The sequence below is a fragment of the Micromonospora sp. NPDC005298 genome (genome assembly GCF_040607375.1).
Classification (GTDB): domain Bacteria; phylum Actinomycetota; class Actinomycetes; order Mycobacteriales; family Micromonosporaceae; genus Micromonospora.
The window spans coordinates 89,706-104,754 of record NZ_JBEXGP010000007.1 but is presented as its reverse complement, the minus strand read 5'-3'; the positions used below and the strand labels follow the sequence as shown (position 1 = coordinate 104,754).

Genomic DNA, 15,049 nt, shown 5'->3' with positions numbered 1-15,049 from the left:
TCAGCCGGCGACCGGCTCCGGGGTCCGCTCCTCGCGCGGGGCGGCCGCCCAGGCGCTGACCCGGCGCTCGGCGTAGAACGAGACGAACGGCACGGTACCGGCCAGCATCACCAGGATCATCCGCTTCAGCGGCCAGTCGGCCCGGCGGCTCAGGTCGAACGCGGCCGCCAGGTAGACCATGTAGAGGAAGCCGTGCGCCTGCCCCACCGTCTCCACCACGACCGGGTTGTCGAACGCGTACTTCATCGGCATGCCGATCACGACCAGCAGGATCAGCGCCACGCCCACGATCCAGGCGATCACGCGGTACCGGGTAAGGGCAGCGCCCACCTTCGTCCGTCCTTCCGAAGCCCGGCTCAGCCGGGATAGTCACCGGGCCGGGCGCCCGGATTGGCGTTCAACCATGACAGGTAGTGGTTGTAGGCGGCCAGGTCGGCGTCCTCGGCAGCGCCGGCGGAGGCCGGCACCCGGGCCACCCGCACCGGTCGGCGTACCGCCGGTCGGGACCCCGCGGCGTCACCCGGCGCCGGCTCGCCCGCCGCAACCTCGGCGGGGTCGGCCGCCGGCGCGGCGTCCCCGTCCGCGCGGCGCCGGGCCAACTTCACCTCGCGCCACCACACGTAGACCACGAAGCCGGCGAAGACCGGCCATTCGACCGCGTACCCCCAGCTCAGGCTGTTGCCGGCGGTGGCCCGGCTGATCTGCCACCAGCCCAGCCCGAGGAAGCCCACGACCAACACGACCATGGCCACGTGGCGTGCGATCCACGCCGGGGTCCAGAGCCACCTCATGGTGTCGAGGGTACCGGGGTCGGCGCCGCTCTCCGACACGGTGTCGTAGTTGCCGCGCGGTGGGGAGGGTTTGGCGTCACCCGGTGTGGGCATCCGTCTAGACGCCAGCCCAAACGAGACCAGGGGGGCGATGATGACCGGCAGCACCGACATGAGCCCGGAACAGCGGGTGCCCGAGTGGGGCGGCGACCACCTCGCCGACCCGGCCGGCGCCGACCTCGACGGCGACACGCTCGGCGTCGACCCGACGGAGCTGACCGACGAGGATCTGATCCGCGAGATGCACAGCCTGCACCGCACCAGGCTGGACACCCTGCGCCACGCCGCCGACTCGGCGCTCGCCAACCACCTGCGGCGTACCGCCGAACTGGAGACCGAATACCTGGCCCGGCACCCGGGCCGGGAGGTCGACCCCAGCCGCCTGCGGGACGCCTGATGCCGGCGCGCGCGGTGCGCGGCATGTCCGCGCCGCCCGAGGTGGTGTTCAACACGGCCACCGACCCCGCCCGCGCCTCGGCCTGGCTGCCGGAGGCACTTCGCGCCGACGGCAGCCCTCCGACCGAGATCAACGGCGAGGAGCTGCGGGCCCGCTGGAGTGGCGACGCGGACTGGTCCGCCGAGATCCGGGTGGATCCGGCGGACTCCGGCGGCGCCCGGATCCAGCTGGACCTGGCCGAGGGGTCCGGCGAGCCGGACCCCGACCAGCTCGCCGACGAGGCGCTCGCCAACCTGGTCCGCGAGGTCGCGGACAACCTCCAGGCCGGCTGACACCAAACCGCCGTCCGCACCCCACCTACGGAAACACCACGACCTGGGAGGAGACCGGGTGACCGACACCGGCCTGCGACAGAAGGCTGCGCGGCTACGCCGGGCGTACGCGCCACACGAGCACCGACCACTCGGCGGCTACCTGGCCGCGATGGGCACCTACGCCGGGGTGACCGGGGTGCTCGCCGGCCTCGTCAAGGCGACCGGACGGCCGGTGCCCGAACGCCCCGCCCCGGCCGACGTGGTGCTGCTCTCCATCGCCACGCACAAGCTCAGCCGCCTGCTGTCCAAGGACGCCGTGACCAGCCCGTTGCGGGCCCCGTTCACCAGGTACGACCGGCCGATCGGCAGCGGCGAGGTGATGGAGCAGGTCCGCGACTCGGGCAGCCCCACCCGGCACGCCATCGGCGAGCTGCTCAGCTGCCCGTTCTGTCTGGCGGTCTGGGTGGCCACCGGGCTGACCGGCGGCCTGGTGCTCGCACCCCGGCTGACCCGGCTGGTCGCCACGGCACTGACCGCGGTGGCCGCGTCCGACTTCCTCCAGATGGCGTACGCCGCCGCGCAGCAGGCCGCCGAGGGCGGGCACGACGAGGACTGATCAAAGACACGAGAAAGGGGGCCGGCGTCCGCCGGCCCCCTTTCTCGTACGCGTCACCGTTGCATGCCGGACCAGCCGTGCGGCGACTCCGGTTCCCGTTCGTCCTCGTCGGCGCCGGTGATGATGTCCCGGTCCACCGCCGTGCGGTCGTGCTCGTTCGCGAAGTCCGGCTCGGGGGTGGTGTCCATGCCCTTGGGCGGCTGCCCCAAAGCCGGGACCTTCTCCTCGTGGTCCTCGTGGTGCGTCATGACGGTGTCCCTTCTGCGGTCTCTCAGGCGACGGAGCCGCCCAGCAGGTCGCTCGCCTCGTCCACCGCGTACTCGCCCTCGGGGAGCGCGTCGATCCGGGCGAGCAGGTCCGGCGGAAGCTCGGCGGCCACCGCCCGGCGGTAGATCTCCGCCTGGGTGACCCGCTCCTGAGCCCGGTAGATGTCGTCGAGCAGGTCGTCGAGGGCCCGGGTGTCCGGCTCGTCGGCCACGGATGCGTCGTCGGTCACGTCGATCAGCTACCCGGGCCGGAATCGGTCAAACGTCACGCCCCCCGCCGACAGCGCCGCCCCCGACCTTGTGGGCCGGGGGCGGCGCTGGTGTCGGTGTGCAGGTCGCCTCTCGGCGAGTGGCACGACGCGGCTCCAGCCGAACGGTATTCCGCGAGGGCAATTTAGGTGAGGCCCGGGGACACATGACACACCGACACCTCAGTTAACCAGGTGACGCCGGCCCGTGTTCCGCGCACCGCCGTGCCGGCCGTCACACGCCCCGGGCGGGGGCCGGCAGGGTGGCGCGGCGGGCCCGCACGGCGGTGGCCAGGTGGTCGAGCACGTCGGCCGTCTCGTCCCAGCCGAGGCAGGCGTCGGTGACCGAACGGCCGTACACCAGCTCCCGGGTCGGGTCGAGGTCCTGCCGGCCCGGCAACAGGAACGACTCCAGCATCACGCCGGTGATCCCGCGCTGGCCGTCGGCGAGCTGGGCGGCCACGTCCGCCGCCACCAGCGGCTGGTTACGGTGGTCCTTGCCACTGTTGGCGTGACTGGCGTCGATCACCAGCCGCTCCGGCAGCCCGGCCGCGCGCAGCAGGTCGAGCGCACCGGCCACGGACGCCGCGTCGTAGTTCGGTCGACCGCCACCGCCGCGCAGCACCACGTGCCCGTCCAGGTTGCCGCGGGTGTGCATGATCGCCGGGGTGCCGGAGAAGTCGATGCCGGGGAAGACGTGCGGCACACCGGCGGCGCGGATCGCGTCCACGGCGGTGCTGATGCTTCCGTCGGGGCGGTTCTTCATCCCGATCGGCATGGACAGGCCGGAGGCGAGCTGCCGGTGCACCTGGCTCTCCACGGTGCGGGCGCCGATCGCGCCCCAGCCCACCGTGTCCGCGATGTACTGCGGCGTGATCGGGTCGAGGAACTCGCACCCCACCGGCAGGCCGAGGCGCAGCACGTCGAGCAGCAGCGCACGCGCCAGCCGCAGGCCGGTGTTGACGTCGCCGCTGCCGTCCAGCCCCGGGTCGTTGATCAGGCCCTTCCAGCCGACGGTGGAACGCGGCTTCTCGAAGTAGACCCGCATGACGATCAGCAGGTCGTCGGCGAGCCGGTCGGCGGCGACGCGCAGGCGCTCGGCGTACTCGAGGGCGGCGGCCGGATCGTGCACCGAGCAGGGGCCGACCACCACCAGCAGGCGGTCGTCCTCGCGGTCCAGCACACGGGAAACCGCGCGTCGGCCGGTCAGCACGGCCGAGGCCAGTGCGGCGTCCAGGGGCAGCTCGTGGTGCAGCAGGGCGGGCGTGGTCAGCGGCACGACACGGTCGATCCGTTGGTCGCTGACCCGATCGGTCTCCGGGGTGGTCACGGTGGGCATCCTTCCGCCGACCGTGCCCGGGGCCGGTGCCCGGGACGAGCCGGCTGCTCGTACGCAAAAGGGCAGGAACGAGAGCTCCTGCCCGGCCGGCCTGGTCCGTGGTGACGTCAGATCATGGTGAAGTCACCGGCGTGCCAGCCGGCTGCCTAAACCATCGATACGAACGCGTCACGGGGGCCAGCCTACCCGACCCGGCGGCGAGGACCGGTGCATCGTCCCAAGATGCGGAGTGAACATCGCGTGCCGGAGCCGGGCTCGGGGTAACAGGGGTGCCATGACTGACGAGCAGAGCGACCAGGACCGCGTGGAATCCCGCGCGCACCTCCTCCCCGAGGAGGCGGCGGTGGGCAGTGACGACCCGCAGGCGCAGGCGGAGGCCATCCTCGCCGAGTCGGACATCCGTGAGGCCGACCAGAACGCGGCACCGGACACGGTGCTGGAGCGCCGCACCTCCGATCAGACGGTCGTCGCCGTCGAACCCCCGGACTGACCATCCACCCCGCGCGCCCGGCGTGACCCCCGGTAGGTCTGGTCCCGCAACCAGGCCAGCGGACCCGCCGCCCGCAGCTCGGGCGGCAGGTTCCGCACCGGGTCGAACGCGAGCGCCGCGTCCTCCCGGGCGCTGAGCTCGGCGCCGACGCTGACCTGCCCGACCGGCCGCCACGGCCCCACGGCGGACGCCACCGCGAGCACCAGGCGCGGCGCGTCCACCCGGGTCGCGGCGGCCACCGCGCTCAGGCTGCGGCCGAGGTCGACCGACTCGGGGTCGGCCAGCGCGGCCAACCAGAGGCGACGCCTGCCCACCCGGTAACACGTGATCGTGCTGTACGTCCCGCTGAACGCGCGGCGCGGCAGCGGCAGGTTCCGCACCAGCGGGGCCGCGCCACTGGAGCTGACCAACAGGTCGAACGGGCCGCCGGTGTCGGGGCGCAGACGCAACGCCAGGCCCAGCACGTCCGGCCAGCTGCCCGGCGTGGGCGTCCCCTTGGACAGCCGGACGGTGGCCCGGTACCGGCCGGGGTCGTCCAGCAGAGCGACCCCGGTGGGTGGTCCGGGCGTACCCCAGATCAGCACCTCGCCGGCGAACGAGCGACCGGCGGGATGCAGCAACCGGCCGCGGCGCAGTCTGCCGAGCGCGGCGGCGGCACGTTCGACGGCGGTGGCGGCCCGGGACGCGGTCATTCCCTCCCCGTACCCCCGACGGGCGCCCTCGATGCCGCCGGGTCGGCTCGCCGACCGACCGCACGTCACCTTTCCGCCCGCGAGATCAGATAGCGTCGTGCCATGCCCGACAGCGGTTACCCCTGGCCCATCGAGACGTCCCGACTGGACAACGGCCTGCGCGTGGTGGTGAGCGAGGATCGCACCGCGCCCGCCGTGGCCGTCAATCTCTGGTACGACGTCGGCTCCCGGCACGAGCCGGCCGGGCAGACCGGCTTCGCCCACCTCTTCGAGCACCTGATGTTCGAGGGCTCGGTGAACGTGGCGAAGACCGAGCACATGAAGCTGATCCAGGGCTCCGGCGGCTCGCTGAACGCCACCACGAACCCCGACCGGACCAACTACTTCGAGACGGTCCCGGCCGAGCACCTGGAGTTGGCGCTGTGGCTGGAGGCCGACCGGATGGGCGGTCTGGTTCCCGCGCTCACCCAGGAGACGCTCGACAACCAGCGCGAGGTGGTCAAGAACGAGCGGCGCCAGCGCTACGAGAACGTCCCGTACGGTGACGCCTGGCTTCGGCTGCTGCCGCTGCTCTACCCGCCGGGGCACCCGTACCACCACTCGACGATCGGCTCGATGGCCGACCTGAACGCCGCCGACCTCGCCACCTTCCAGGCGTTCCACGAGATGTACTACGCGCCGAACAACGCGGTGCTCACCGTCGTCGGCGATGCCCGGGCCGCCGAGGTGTTCGCGCTCGCCGACAAGTACTTCGGCGCGCTGCCCGCCCGCGACGACATCCCGCCCGCCCCGGACGGTCGGACCGTCCCGGCGACCGGGCAGCCCGCCACCGAGACGGTCACCGCCGACGTGCCGGCCCCCCGCGTGTACGTCGCGCACCGCGGTCACCCCTTCGGTAGCCCCGGGTACGACGTGCTCACCGTCCTGGCCACCGTGCTCGGCAGCGGCCGGGGCAGCCGGCTCTACCAGCGGCTCGCCGACGGCGAGCGGATCGCCCAGCCGGACCTGGTCGGCGCGTACGGGGTGGACCTCGCGCACGCCCCCGCGCCGCTGATCGCCACCGCCACCGCCCGCCCCGGGGTGAGCGCCGAACGGCTCGCCGAAGGGCTGGCCGAGGTCGTCGACGAGCTGGCCACCGTGCCGGTGACCGCCGCCGAACTGGACCGCGCCAAGGCGCTGCTGAGCACCGCGTGGTGGCGGCAGATGTCGACGGTGGACGGCCGCGCCGACACCCTCGGCCGGTACGCCACCCAGTTCGGTGACCCGGCCCGTGCCGCCGACCGGCTCCCCGCCTGGCTCGCCGTGACCGCCGAGCAGATCGCCGAGACCGCCGCCGAGGTGCTCGGCGCCGCCGATCGGGTGACCCTGACCTACCTGCCCGAGGAGACCGCATGACGCTGATCGCCGACCGTCCCGGCCCGGGCGCTGCCCGCCCGTACCGGTTCCCGCCGGTGGTCCGCCGCGCCGTGGCCGGTGGTCAGGTCGTCGCCGCGCACCTGCCCGGGCAGACCCTCGCCGTCGCCCTGCTGCTGCTCGACGCCGGCGCCGGGCGCGAGCCCGACGGCAAGGAGGGGCTGGGCGGGGTGCTGGCCAAGGCGTTGGAGGAGGGCACCGCGCAGCGGGACGCCACCGCGTACGCGCTGGCCATCGAGGCTCTCGGCACCGAGCTGGTGACCGGCCTGGACTGGGACTCGTTCCAGGTCAGCGTCCAGGTGCCGGTGGACCGGTTGACCGCCGCCGTGCAACTGCTCGCCGAGGCGGTCCGTACGCCCCGGCTCGACCCGGCCGACGTGCGGCGGGTCCGCGACGACGAGGCGACCGCGCTGCGGATGGACTGGGCCAATCCCGGCCCCCGTGCCGACGCCGCGCTGCGCGCCGACCTGTTCGGGGCGCGGAACCGCTGGGGGCGCCCGATGTACGGCGACCCGGAGTCGGTCGCCGGGTTGGACGTGGAGGACGTGACGGTCTTCCACTCCGAGTGGTTCCTGCGCCCCGGCACCCTGGTCGTCGCCGGTGACCTGGACCGGATCGACCTGGACGCGCTCGCCGCCGCGGCGTTCGCCGGCACCGGCGGTGGGCCCGCCGACCGGGGTGGCCCGATCGAGGTGCCGCTGCACACCGAGCGGCGGGTCATCCTGGTGGACCGGCCCGGCTCGGTGCAGTCCACGCTGCGGCTGGGCCACCCGTCGCCGCACCGCGCCCACCCCGACCACGTGCCGATGACGCTCGCCGGCACCGTGCTCGGCGGGGCCTTCACCTCCCGGCTCAACCACCTGATCCGCGAGGTACGCGGCTACACGTACGGGATCCGGGGCGAGTTCGCGTCGTCCCGGCGGCTCGGCCGGTTCGCGGTCAGCTCCGGCGTGCAGACGGCGGTCACCACGCCGGCCCTGGTCGAGGCGGTCGGTGAGATCACCCGTACGCAGGCCGGCGGCGTGACCGAGGACGAGCTGGCGGTGGCCCGTTCCTGGCGGGCCGGGCAGCTCTCGGTCGAGTTGCAGAGCCCTCGGGCGATCGCGTCGGCGTTGACCACGCTCGTGGTGCACGACCTGCCGGACGACTACCACGCGCAGTTGCGGGAGGCCCTGCTGTCCGCCGACGTGGACGAGGTCTCCGCGGCAGCGGCAACCCACCTGCACCCCGACGCCCTGACCCTGGTGATCGAGGGCGACGCGGCGGTGATCCGGGACGACCTGCGGGCCGCGAACCTGGGCACCCTGCTCGACTAGCTACCCGGTGATCAAGAGGTTCGCGTCGGAAACCGCGCTCCGCACGACGCGAACCTCTTGATCACCAGGGTGGGGCCGGTGCCGGTGGGTGTGATGTGGGACTGGTGGGAAAGGGCTCCCGGTCCGGGGGGTGGGGTCGGTAGCCTCGCGGGCATGAGGATCGGCATTGTGGGGGCCACCGGCCAGGTCGGTGGCGTTATGCGGCAGGTGCTGGCGGAGCGGGAGTTCCCGGCGGAGCAGGTGCGGTTGTTCGCCTCGGCGCGGTCCGCCGGGCGCGCCCTGCCGTGGCGCGACGGCGAGGTGATCGTCGAGGACGCGGCGAGCGCCGACTACTCCGACCTGGACATCGTGCTCTTCTCCGCAGGTAAGGGCACGGCCCGGGAGCTGGCCCCCCGGGTCGCCGAGGCCGGCGCCGTGGTGATCGACAACTCGTCGGCGTTCCGGATGGACCCGCAGGTGCCGCTCGTGGTCGCCGAGGTCAACCCGCACGCCGCCGCCGACCGCCCGAAGGGCATCATCGCCAACCCCAACTGCACCACGATGGCCGCGATGCCGGTGCTGCGCCCGCTGCACGCCGAAGCCGGCCTGGTCGGCCTGGTCGTCTCGACCTACCAGGCGGTCTCCGGCGCCGGGCTGGCCGGCGTCGCCGAGCTGGACGAGCAGGTCCGCAAGGTCGCCGAGCACGCCTCGGGGCTCGCCTTCGACGGTTCGGCCGTGGAGTTCCCCGCGCCGCGGTCGTTCGCCGAGCCGATCGCCTTCAACGTGCTCCCGCTGGCCGGCTCGATCGTCGACGACGGCTCGTTCGAGACCGACGAGGAGCAGAAGCTCCGCAACGAGAGCCGCAAGATCCTGGAGATCCCCGACCTCAAGGTGTCCGGCACCTGCGTCCGGGTGCCTGTCTTCACCGGTCACTCGCTCCAGATCAACGCCCGCTTCGCCCGGCCGATCACCCCGCAGCGGGCCCACGAGCTGCTCGCCGACGCACCCGGCGTCGCGGTGACCGCGGTGCCGACGCCGCTGCGGGCCGCCGGCCAGGACCCGACGTACGTGGGCCGGATCCGCGCCGACGAGACAGTCGAGTACGGGCTGGCCCTGTTCTGCTCCAACGACAACCTGCGCAAGGGCGCCGCGCTCAACGCGGTGCAGCTCGCCGAGCTGGTCGCCGCCGAGCCCCGCTGACCTGTCGCGTCACCCCGAGCCCTCGCCGGTCACCGGCGGGGGCTCGGTCGCGTTCCGGGCGACGGCCGGCCGGGCGTGCTTGGATGGACGGAGCCGACGTCCCCCTGGAGGAGCCATGCCGGACGACCGCACCCAGCAGGCGTTGCGCGACCTGGTCGCCGGCCGCTCGATGGGCGTGCTGGCGACGATCAAACGGGACGGGCGGCCGCAGCTGTCCACAGTGGTCTACTCGTTCGACCCCGACGCCGGGCTGATCCGGGTGTCCGTCACCGAGGGGCGGGCCAAGACCGCCAACCTGCGTCGGGACCCGCGGGCCAGCTTCCACGTCAGCAGCGAGGACGGCTGGGCGTACGCGGTGGTCGAGGGCCACGCCGAGCTGACCCCGACCGCCGCCGAGCCCGGCGACGCGACTGTCGAGGAACTGGTGGCCCTCTACCGGACGTTGAGCGGCGAGCACCCGGACTGGGACGAATACCGCCGGGCCATGGTCGACGACAGGCGGCTGGTGCTGCGTCTGCACGTGGAGCGCGTCTACGGGATGCCGCCCCGGGGCTGAGCCCGACCGCTCACCCCGGCTCGATCACGGTGACGCCGGGCCAGCGCTGCGCCGGGCGGTGCCGGGCCAGCCGCCGCCGAGACAGGGCCACGTCCACCCGGGCCGGGTTGTGCCGCCACACCCCGCCCAGCAGATCCGCCAGACCGTACGGCGCGCAGATCTCCAACCGGCCGGCCGCGTCCAGGCGGACGGCCACCGCCGTCGCGTACTCCGGCCAGGTGGCGACCGCCTCGGCCACGCTCCGGTACGGCGCGATCGGGTCGCCGCCGAACTTCGCCGCGTACCAGGTGTGCACCGCCGCCTGGTTGCGCGCCTCCCACGGCGGCTGCGGCCACGCCGCCGTGAGCCGGGCGGTGGCCAGGTCGTCGTCCTCGCGGGTCAGCCGGGTCGGGTCGAAGAAGACCACGTCCACGTCCCGGACCGCCGCCGGGTCGAACCCGTCGCCGTACCGCTCGCCCCAGACCAGGTCGCGCAGGGCGCCCGCGCCGATCCACGCGTCCGGCAGACCCGAGTCGCGCACCACGGTCAGCGCCCGGGTCAACCACCGGTTGCCGGCGACCAGTTCCCGTAGTTCCCGCTCGTGCGCCACCGGCCCACCGTAGGCGGCGGAACCGGGGCGCGCCGCCCCTGGGACGGGGGAGTGTCACGCGCGGCGGCGTCTGTACCACCCTCTGGCCCGTCATCCCGATCTGCTGGGGACCGCCCACCGGGTGCGGCAATCGGGCCCGGTAGCCGCCGGGCCGGCGTTACCCCCTGCCGAGCGGCGGGTAGACGGGCCGTGCCGACACCGAGAGGGGAGCACCATGACAACGGTCGGAGAGTTCATGACGACCCGGTTGGTGACGATGGACGGCGACGACACGCTCATCGCGGCCGCGCAGGAGATGCGCGACAGCGCGATTGGTGACGTGGTGGTGACCGACGGCGACAACGTGGTCGGGATCGTCACGGACCGGGACATCACCGTCCGGGGTGTCGCGGAGAACATGGACCCGGGCTCGACCCGGCTGAACCAGATCACCACCCGCGACGTGATCACGGTGAGCCAGTACGACGACGCGGTGTCCGCCGCGGACCTGATGCGCACCTACGCCGTACGCCGGCTGCCGGTGATCGACGACGGTCGCCTGGTGGGTCTGGTCTCGATGGGTGACCTCGCGGTCGAGCGCGAACCGCAGTCGGTTCTGGCCGACATCAGCGCCGACGACCCGAACAACTGATCGTCCGCCGCGGACGCGCGCCGGTCCTCCCCTTCGGGAGGGCCGGCGTCGCGCGTTCGGGGTCCCGCGCGGGCTCACCCGATCCGGGCGAGGTTGACCGACCGAGCGGCGGGGACCCGTGCGGGGACGTGCCAGGCCGTGCGCGCGACGCGAGCGCGCCGGGTGGGGCCCCGGCGAACTGGGAGGAGTGGACCCGATGGTGGACGCGACCACGAGGTTCTTCGAGGACCTGGACCGGCGGGGGTACGAACCCCTGCTGGCGAAGGCCTCCGGGACGCTGCGCATCGACCTGCACGAGGGCGCGCAGACCCGGCACTGGCTGCTGGCGATCGACCACGGCCGGCTGGACGTGAGTCAGGAGGACCGGGAGGCCGACACGGTCGTCGGGGCCAGCCCGGCCCTCTTCGAGGCCATCGCCAGCGGCCGCGAACACGGCCTGGCCGCCCTGCTGCGGGGGGACATGACGGTTGCCGGTGACGCCCGGCTCGTGGTGCAGGTGGAGCGGATCTTCCCGGGTTCGCCGGACGCCCGTGGGCCGCGTCGGCGCTTCAGCCAGGAGGTGCACTGATGGGGCAGAGCAACACGGTCCGGATCCTCGACGGCAGCACGTTCGTCGTCTGCGAGGACACCGGCGACATCGAGGCCACTCCGAGCGAGCCGACCGGGCTGTTCTCGCTGGACACCCGCTTCCTGTCCACCTGGGTGCTCACCGTGAACGGCGAGCGGCTGAACTCGCTCTCCTTCGACGACCTCCAGTACTTCGAGTCCCGGTTCTTCCTGGTGCCGGGCATGGCGACGCACTACGTGGACGCCAAGCTGTCGATCATTCGGGAGCGGGCGGTGGGCGGCAGCTTCCGGGAGCAGCTCACCATCCTCAACCACGACGAGAAGCCGGTCGACCTGGAGATCCGGATGGAGGCGGCGTCGGACTTCGCCGACCTGTTCCAGGTCAAGGACGAGATCCTCAACAAGAAGGGCGAGAACTACGCCGAGGTCGAGTCGGACCGGCTGCGGCTGGGGTACCGCCGGGGCAACTTCCGGCGGGAAACGGTCATCTCGTCGTCGACGGACGCGCGGTACGACAGCAAGGGCTTCGCGTACACCGTGCACCTCGAACCCAACGAGCAGTGGGACACGGCGATCGACGTGCAGACCCACGCGCTCGGGCCCGGAGGCCGGGATCTGCGGATGGGTGTGCGGGTGCACGGGACCGAACGACTCGCCCTCCAGCACGACCTGGAGCAGTGGATCGCGGACGCCCCGAAGGTCAACAGTGAGCACGGTCGGGTGGCCAGCACGTACCGGCGCAGCCTCATCGACCTGGCGGCGCTGCGTTTCTCGCCGCTGTCGCTCGGTGGCGCCACGCTGCCCGCCGCCGGCCTGCCCTGGTTCATGACCATGTTCGGGCGGGACAGCATCCTCACCTGCCTGCAGACACTGCCGTTCACCCCGCAGCTGTCGAAGACCACGCTGCGCATCCTGGCGTCGTTGCAGGGCAGCCGGTTCGACGACTTCCGGGACGAGGACCCCGGTCGGATCCTGCACGAGATGCGGTACGGCGAGACCGCCGCGTTCGAGGAGCAGCCGCACTCGCCGTACTACGGCTCGGTGGACGCGACCCCGCTGTTCGTCGTGCTGCTCGACGAGTACGAGCGGTGGTCCGGGGACGTCGCGCTGGTCAAGGAGTTGGAGCAGGAGTGCCGGGCCGCGCTGAGGTGGATCGACAACTACGCCGACCTGGTCGGCAACGGCTACATCTGGTACGAGCGGCGCAACACCGAGACCGGCCTGGAGAACCAGTGCTGGAAGGACTCCTGGGACTCGATCTCGTACGCCGACGGCACGCTGCCGCCGTTCCCGCGGGCCACCTGCGAGGTGCAGGGGTACGCGTACGACGCGAAGGTCCGCGCCGCCCGAATGGCCCGTGAGTTCTGGGACGACCCGCAGTTCGCCGACCAGTTGGAGCGGGAGGCGGCGGAGCTGAAGGAGCGGTTCAACCGGGACTGGTGGGTGGCCGACGGCGAGTTCTACGCCCTGGCCCTGGACCCGGACGGCCGCCAGTGCGACATCCTCAGCTCCAACATCGGTCACCTGCTGTGGAGCGGGATCGCCGAGCCGGAGCGGGCGGAGAAGATCGCGGCGCACCTGGTGGGGCCGCGGCTCTTCAGCGGGTGGGGGGTGCGCACCCTCGCCGAGGGTGAGGCGCGGTACAACCCGATCGGCTACCACAACGGCACGGTCTGGCCGTTCGACAACTCCTTCATCGCCTGGGGGCTGCGCCGGTACGGCTTCGCCGAGGAGGCCGCCTGCATCGCCAACGGCATCCTGGACGCGGCCACCTACTTCGACGGGCGGCTGCCCGAGGCGTTCGGTGGTTATCCCCGGGAGTTGACCAAGTTCCCGGTGGAGTACCCGACGGCGTGCAGCCCGCAGGCCTGGTCGACGGGTACGCCGCTGCTGCTGCTGCGCACCATGCTGGGCCTGGAGCCACACGAGGGGCACCTGGCGGTCGAGCCGCGGCTGCCGGTGGGGATGGGCCGGATCGAGGTGCTGGACATCCCGGGCCGCTGGGGTCGGGTGGACGCGTTCGCCCGGGGCCGGCTGGACCTGAACAACCTGGCCGACTGACCGCACAAGCCGGCGGATCGTGGCGGCGACGTGAACCGCGCGTCGCCGCCGGTCGGCACCCAGGCGATCCCCAGCGGGGCAGGGTAGATTCTGCCAATGCCGGAGCTCGTGTACCCGCCCGTTATCGCCGCCGCCAAGACGATGTTCCGGGTCCTCGACCTGAAGATCAACATTGAGGGCGCCCACCACGTACCCCGCACCGGCGGGGCCGTGCTGGCCAGCAACCATGTGAGCTACCTCGACTTCATCTTCGCCGGCCTCGGCGCGAACCCCTCCGGTCGGCTCGTCCGGTTCATGGCCAAGCAGTCGGTCTTCGCGGACCGGATCGGCGGGCCGTTGATGCGGGGGATGAAGCACATCCCGGTGGACCGCGATGCGGGCGCGGCGTCGTTCCGCGCGGCGGTGGCGGCGCTCAAGAACGGCGAGGTGGTCGGTGTCTTCCCGGAGGGGACGATCAGCCGGTCGTTCACCGTGAAGGAGCTCAAGAGCGGCACCGTCCGGATGGCCCGCTCGGCGAAGGTGCCGGTGCTGCCGGTGGCGGTGTGGGGTACGCAGCGGCTCTGGACGAAGGGCCGCCCGCGTACGCTCACCCGCCGGCACACGCCCATCACGATCCTGGTGGGCGAGCCGATCCAGCCCGCGGACTTCCCCGACCCGAACGTGCTGGCCGCCGAGCTGACGACGCGGCTCACGGCGCTCGTCGACCGGGCCCAGCGGGAGTACCCGGACGCGCCGTCCGGCCCGGACGACACCTGGTGGTTGCCGGCGCACCTGGGCGGGACCGCGCCGACGCCCGAGGAGGCCGCCGCCATGGACTCCGCCGGAGAGCAGCGCACCCCGAGCGCCTGAGCGGCCCGTCCGGTGACCGGATCGTTCCGCAACGGGTCGTGATGGTGCCTGCCGTCACGGCCCCGCGCCGGCCAGGATCGACGTCATGAGCAGAGCGGCACTCATCGTGATCGACGTCCAGGAATCGTTCCGGCAGCGCCCGATCTGGGCGTACGGCTCCAACCCGGATCTCGTCCGGCAGGTGGAACGGCTGGTCTCCGCCGCCCGCGAGCGCGGCGACCTGGTGGTGTGGGTCCTGCACTCCGAGCCCGGCACCGGCGGCGTGTTCGATCCGGCCCGGGGGTTCGTGCGCCTCATCGACGGGCTGGCCCCGGGCGAGGGCGAGCCGACCCTGGTGAAGACCGCGCACAACGCGTTCACCACCACGAACCTTCAGCAGGTGCTCACGCTTGCCGGCATCGCGGACGTCACCGTCTGCGGCATCCGCACCGAGCAGTGCGTGGAGACCACCGCCCGGGTCGGCGCGGACCTCGGCTACCGGATGACCTTCGTCAGCGACGCCACGCTGACCTTCCCCATCCCGCACCGGGACCTGCCGAAGACCGCCTCGGTCGCGGAGATCCTGGCCGACCCGCGCACCCTGACCAACGAGGAGATCGTGACCCGCACCGAGTACGCGCTCGCCGGCCGGTTCGCGACCATCCGCACGGTGGACGAGGTGACCGGCGCGACCCTCGCCGGCACCCGGGGCTGAGC

General features: G+C 72.9%; 20 protein-coding genes. 13 read left to right on the top strand and 7 right to left on the bottom strand.

The window, feature by feature from the left end:
* Together ABZS77_RS14785 and ABZS77_RS14780 are read right to left on the bottom strand one after the other, a co-directional pair.
* Nucleotides 1-330 carry a DUF3817 domain-containing protein gene (locus ABZS77_RS14785; protein WP_354822632.1) on the bottom strand — a complete coding sequence of 110 codons (330 nt, stop codon included), beginning with the start codon at nt 328-330 and terminating at the stop codon, nt 1-3.
* A gap of 26 nt (nt 331-356) precedes the next feature.
* Nucleotides 357-791 carry a hypothetical protein gene (locus tag ABZS77_RS14780; protein ID WP_354822630.1) on the bottom strand — a complete coding sequence of 145 codons (435 nt, stop codon included), beginning with the start codon at nt 789-791 and terminating at the stop codon, nt 357-359.
* Between the two features lie 130 nt (nt 792-921).
* Here ABZS77_RS14780 and ABZS77_RS14775 point away from each other — a divergent pair, with 130 nt between their 5' ends.
* Genes ABZS77_RS14775 through ABZS77_RS14765 form a run of 3 tightly spaced genes read left to right on the top strand, consistent with a single transcriptional unit; the run spans nt 922 to nt 2,157 of the window.
* Nucleotides 922-1,227, top strand: a complete 306-nt coding sequence (locus tag ABZS77_RS14775; protein WP_354822628.1) for a DUF6158 family protein — start codon at nt 922-924, stop codon at nt 1,225-1,227.
* Complete coding sequence (locus tag ABZS77_RS14770; RefSeq protein ID WP_354822626.1) at nt 1,227-1,559, top strand: hypothetical protein; 333 nt, start codon at nt 1,227-1,229, stop codon at nt 1,557-1,559. The genes ABZS77_RS14775 and ABZS77_RS14770 overlap by 1 nt, the downstream gene beginning before the upstream one ends.
* Before the next feature lie 58 nt (nt 1,560-1,617).
* On the top strand, nt 1,618-2,157 hold the full coding sequence (locus ABZS77_RS14765; RefSeq protein WP_354822624.1) for a DUF1360 domain-containing protein: 540 nt from the start codon (nt 1,618-1,620) through the stop codon (nt 2,155-2,157).
* A 53-nt stretch (nt 2,158-2,210) separates the two neighbouring features.
* Here the strand turns inward: ABZS77_RS14765 and ABZS77_RS14760 are convergent, their stop codons facing one another.
* From ABZS77_RS14760 to ABZS77_RS14750, 3 genes are all read right to left on the bottom strand, one after another.
* Nucleotides 2,211-2,405, bottom strand: a complete 195-nt coding sequence (locus ABZS77_RS14760; protein ID WP_354822622.1) for a hypothetical protein — start codon at nt 2,403-2,405, stop codon at nt 2,211-2,213.
* A gap of 23 nt (nt 2,406-2,428) precedes the next feature.
* Nucleotides 2,429-2,653 carry a hypothetical protein gene (locus ABZS77_RS14755; RefSeq protein ID WP_354822620.1) on the bottom strand — a complete coding sequence of 75 codons (225 nt, stop codon included), beginning with the start codon at nt 2,651-2,653 and terminating at the stop codon, nt 2,429-2,431.
* 253 nt (nt 2,654-2,906) lie between these two features.
* On the bottom strand, nt 2,907-4,010 hold the full coding sequence (locus tag ABZS77_RS14750; protein ID WP_354822618.1) for a 3-deoxy-7-phosphoheptulonate synthase: 1,104 nt from the start codon (nt 4,008-4,010) through the stop codon (nt 2,907-2,909).
* A 274-nt stretch (nt 4,011-4,284) separates the two neighbouring features.
* Between ABZS77_RS14750 and ABZS77_RS14745 the strand changes: the two genes are divergently transcribed.
* Nucleotides 4,285-4,500, top strand: coding sequence for a hypothetical protein (locus ABZS77_RS14745; protein ID WP_354822616.1), 216 nt, complete (start codon nt 4,285-4,287; stop codon nt 4,498-4,500).
* On the opposite strand, the gene ABZS77_RS14740 is transcribed toward ABZS77_RS14745, so the two are convergent.
* Nucleotides 4,467-5,192: a phosphodiesterase gene (locus ABZS77_RS14740; RefSeq protein WP_354822614.1), complete on the bottom strand. Its 726-nt coding sequence runs from the start codon at nt 5,190-5,192 to the stop codon at nt 4,467-4,469. The two genes, ABZS77_RS14745 and ABZS77_RS14740, sit on opposite strands and share 34 nt — an antisense overlap.
* A gap of 102 nt (nt 5,193-5,294) precedes the next feature.
* On the opposite strand from ABZS77_RS14740, the gene ABZS77_RS14735 reads away from it, so the two are divergent.
* The 4 genes from ABZS77_RS14735 to ABZS77_RS14720 all read left to right on the top strand — a co-directional run bounded on the left by ABZS77_RS14735 (nt 5,295) and on the right by ABZS77_RS14720 (nt 9,656).
* A complete protein-coding gene (locus ABZS77_RS14735) occupies nt 5,295-6,587 on the top strand; it encodes a pitrilysin family protein (RefSeq protein ID WP_354822612.1) in 1,293 nt (430 codons plus the stop codon).
* Nucleotides 6,584-7,921, top strand: a complete 1,338-nt coding sequence (locus ABZS77_RS14730) for a pitrilysin family protein (RefSeq protein WP_354822610.1) — start codon at nt 6,584-6,586, stop codon at nt 7,919-7,921. Before ABZS77_RS14735 ends, ABZS77_RS14730 begins: the two co-directional genes overlap by 4 nt.
* Before the next feature lie 153 nt (nt 7,922-8,074).
* The gene (locus tag ABZS77_RS14725) at nt 8,075-9,100 is read left to right on the top strand and encodes an aspartate-semialdehyde dehydrogenase (protein WP_354822608.1); all 1,026 of its coding nucleotides are present in this window, start codon (nt 8,075-8,077) and stop codon (nt 9,098-9,100) included.
* A 115-nt stretch (nt 9,101-9,215) separates the two neighbouring features.
* Nucleotides 9,216-9,656, top strand: coding sequence for a PPOX class F420-dependent oxidoreductase (locus ABZS77_RS14720; protein WP_354822606.1), 441 nt, complete (start codon nt 9,216-9,218; stop codon nt 9,654-9,656).
* Nucleotides 9,657-9,666: 10 nt separating this feature from the next.
* Here the strand turns inward: ABZS77_RS14720 and ABZS77_RS14715 are convergent, their stop codons facing one another.
* Complete coding sequence (locus tag ABZS77_RS14715; RefSeq protein ID WP_354822604.1) at nt 9,667-10,245, bottom strand: nucleotidyltransferase family protein; 579 nt, start codon at nt 10,243-10,245, stop codon at nt 9,667-9,669.
* Between the two features lie 214 nt (nt 10,246-10,459).
* On the opposite strand from ABZS77_RS14715, the gene ABZS77_RS14710 reads away from it, so the two are divergent.
* The 5 genes from ABZS77_RS14710 to ABZS77_RS14690 all read left to right on the top strand — a co-directional run bounded on the left by ABZS77_RS14710 (nt 10,460) and on the right by ABZS77_RS14690 (nt 15,047).
* The gene (locus ABZS77_RS14710) at nt 10,460-10,876 is read left to right on the top strand and encodes a CBS domain-containing protein (RefSeq protein WP_354822602.1); all 417 of its coding nucleotides are present in this window, start codon (nt 10,460-10,462) and stop codon (nt 10,874-10,876) included.
* A gap of 196 nt (nt 10,877-11,072) precedes the next feature.
* Nucleotides 11,073-11,444 (top strand): SCP2 sterol-binding domain-containing protein, encoded by a 372-nt coding sequence (locus ABZS77_RS14705; protein WP_354822600.1) that lies wholly within the window; start codon nt 11,073-11,075, stop codon nt 11,442-11,444.
* Nucleotides 11,444-13,504, top strand: a complete 2,061-nt coding sequence (locus ABZS77_RS14700; RefSeq protein WP_354822598.1) for a glycogen debranching N-terminal domain-containing protein — start codon at nt 11,444-11,446, stop codon at nt 13,502-13,504. Before ABZS77_RS14705 ends, ABZS77_RS14700 begins: the two co-directional genes overlap by 1 nt.
* A 96-nt stretch (nt 13,505-13,600) precedes the next feature.
* A complete protein-coding gene (locus ABZS77_RS14695; RefSeq protein ID WP_354822596.1) occupies nt 13,601-14,353 on the top strand; it encodes a lysophospholipid acyltransferase family protein in 753 nt (250 codons plus the stop codon).
* Nucleotides 14,354-14,438: 85 nt separating this feature from the next.
* Nucleotides 14,439-15,047 carry an isochorismatase family protein gene (locus ABZS77_RS14690; RefSeq protein WP_354822594.1) on the top strand — a complete coding sequence of 203 codons (609 nt, stop codon included), beginning with the start codon at nt 14,439-14,441 and terminating at the stop codon, nt 15,045-15,047.
* Nucleotides 15,048-15,049 lie beyond the last annotated feature (2 nt).

Bases quoted from the DNA above. Each gene is read 5' to 3' on its own strand.
- ABZS77_RS14740 (WP_354822614.1), bottom strand. From the start codon at position 5,192: ATGACCGCGTCCCGGGCCGCCACCGCCGTCGAACGTGCCGCCGCCGCG.
- ABZS77_RS14775 (WP_354822628.1), top strand. From the start codon at position 922: ATGATGACCGGCAGCACCGACATGAGCCCGGAACAGCGGGTGCCCGAG.
- ABZS77_RS14700 (WP_354822598.1), top strand. From the start codon at position 11,444: ATGGGGCAGAGCAACACGGTCCGGATCCTCGACGGCAGCACGTTCGTC.
- ABZS77_RS14745 (WP_354822616.1), top strand. From the start codon at position 4,285: ATGACTGACGAGCAGAGCGACCAGGACCGCGTGGAATCCCGCGCGCAC.
- ABZS77_RS14725 (WP_354822608.1), top strand. From the start codon at position 8,075: ATGAGGATCGGCATTGTGGGGGCCACCGGCCAGGTCGGTGGCGTTATG.
- ABZS77_RS14770 (WP_354822626.1), top strand. From the start codon at position 1,227: ATGCCGGCGCGCGCGGTGCGCGGCATGTCCGCGCCGCCCGAGGTGGTG.
- ABZS77_RS14710 (WP_354822602.1), top strand. From the start codon at position 10,460: ATGACAACGGTCGGAGAGTTCATGACGACCCGGTTGGTGACGATGGAC.
- ABZS77_RS14735 (WP_354822612.1), top strand. From the start codon at position 5,295: ATGCCCGACAGCGGTTACCCCTGGCCCATCGAGACGTCCCGACTGGAC.
- ABZS77_RS14695 (WP_354822596.1), top strand. From the start codon at position 13,601: ATGCCGGAGCTCGTGTACCCGCCCGTTATCGCCGCCGCCAAGACGATG.
- ABZS77_RS14720 (WP_354822606.1), top strand. From the start codon at position 9,216: ATGCCGGACGACCGCACCCAGCAGGCGTTGCGCGACCTGGTCGCCGGC.
- ABZS77_RS14750 (WP_354822618.1), bottom strand. From the start codon at position 4,010: ATGCCCACCGTGACCACCCCGGAGACCGATCGGGTCAGCGACCAACGG.
- ABZS77_RS14730 (WP_354822610.1), top strand. From the start codon at position 6,584: ATGACGCTGATCGCCGACCGTCCCGGCCCGGGCGCTGCCCGCCCGTAC.
- ABZS77_RS14760 (WP_354822622.1), bottom strand. From the start codon at position 2,405: ATGACGCACCACGAGGACCACGAGGAGAAGGTCCCGGCTTTGGGGCAG.
- ABZS77_RS14690 (WP_354822594.1), top strand. From the start codon at position 14,439: ATGAGCAGAGCGGCACTCATCGTGATCGACGTCCAGGAATCGTTCCGG.
- ABZS77_RS14780 (WP_354822630.1), bottom strand. From the start codon at position 791: ATGAGGTGGCTCTGGACCCCGGCGTGGATCGCACGCCACGTGGCCATG.
- ABZS77_RS14705 (WP_354822600.1), top strand. From the start codon at position 11,073: ATGGTGGACGCGACCACGAGGTTCTTCGAGGACCTGGACCGGCGGGGG.